The 1,385-nt window shown below is 62.9% G+C and carries 2 protein-coding genes; both read right to left on the bottom strand.

The window, feature by feature from the left end; genetic code table 11:
- Positions 1 to 36: 36 nt before the first annotated feature.
- Positions 37 to 1,011, bottom strand: coding sequence for a sll0787 family AIR synthase-like protein (locus B7449_RS18140; protein ID WP_235721296.1), 975 nt, complete (start codon positions 1,009 to 1,011; stop codon positions 37 to 39).
- The coding region (locus B7449_RS18135; protein WP_048884012.1) for an MSMEG_0567/Sll0786 family nitrogen starvation N-acetyltransferase at positions 1,008 to 1,385 on the bottom strand (378 nt) is incomplete at its 5' end. The genes B7449_RS18140 and B7449_RS18135, both read right to left, overlap by 4 nt.

The raw sequence follows: 1,385 nt of genomic DNA, 5'->3' as shown, positions 1-1,385 counted from the left end.
GATTGGTCGAATGGGTCAGGATGCCAATGGACAGACTCATGGCGTAAACCCCATGAGCGGCGTCCGGGCCAGATCCCAGAAGGTTTCCTTCTCATCCGTCCATGTGACATCCACACGCCGCGTCTCATTGCACTGGCCGATGGCAGAAGCTGCAATGCCCCGCCCATGAAAGCGGGCGATGACCGCATCCGCATCTTCGGGATGCACCGTGAGCAGATAGCCATAGCTGGGGAATGCGGACAGCCAGCGTTCCATAGGCGCGGCATCGGGGCGTGGAATATCATCAAGCGTGATCGTCATGCCCACGCCTGAACATTCGGCCAGCATGAGGGCGGTACCCAGCAGCCCCGCCATACTGATGTCCTTGGCGGCACGGCTTAGCCCATCCTCGGCTATGCACGGAAGAAGTTCGAGATCACCCCGCAGACGTGCCGCTCCGTCGGTGCCGCACAGGGCGGAGCTTGCATCCCAGAACGGGTGCGGATCGTGCCAGCGGCCACGCAGGTCGATGGCGGCGATCAGAACCTCGCCCGGACGAGCATCGAAGCTGCTCAGCAGATGACGGGCACGGCCAAGGATCGCCACCGACAGCGAGTTATGGGTGCTGCGCAAGTTGGTATGACCGCCGACAACCGGCACGTCATAGGTGCGTGCCCCATCATGCAGACCGTTCAGAATGGACGCAGCCGTCTCGGACGTATCGCCCCATAACGCATCCACCACGGCCACGGGACGACCACCCATGGCCGCGATGTCGCTGACATTGACCATTACGCCGCAATACCCGGAAAACCACGGCATTGAGCGGACAAAGCTGTCCTGAAACCCCTCGCTGGCCAGCAGAAGATAGCCGTTACCGTCCGGAATTGCAGCGCAGTCATCGCCAAGGCGGATGGCATCAGGATTTGCAGGCTTCAGGATCGCAGCCGCTTCAGCAATATCCTGTTTGCCCGCAAGGGCGCGACCATGGCGGAGCGTGCGCAGCAGTGTGGCAAGTTGATGTGCCATCACGCCACCTGCCGGTTGCGCGGCTGCGGACGTAGCAGCCAAGTCTGATCCTGACCGTGTGCCGGATAGCGCGCAAGGTTGGCCTGCATGTCGTGATGTGGCAGGCCGTGCAGGGTTATGGTGCCAAGGCTTTTCCAGTGCAGGCGGCGGAAAAACAGCACGTTCTGCTCCTGCACCTGCGCCAGAAACTGCGTGGCCCCAAACCCGTGCGCCGTGCTGACCGCCATGCGGATGAGTTCCGCCCCGATCCGGCCCAGTTTGCGGTGACCTTCATGCACGGCCAGACGGGAGCCGCGCCACACACCGGGTTCGGCTTCATGGATGCGCACGGCACCCACCACCCGGTCCGGCATGCCCGCCATGCAGCACGCCGCGAT

It is taken from the genome of Komagataeibacter intermedius TF2 (assembly GCF_000964425.1).
Taxonomy (GTDB): Bacteria; Pseudomonadota; Alphaproteobacteria; order Acetobacterales; family Acetobacteraceae; genus Komagataeibacter; species Komagataeibacter intermedius.
This window is presented reverse-complemented; position numbering and strand designations above follow the sequence as displayed.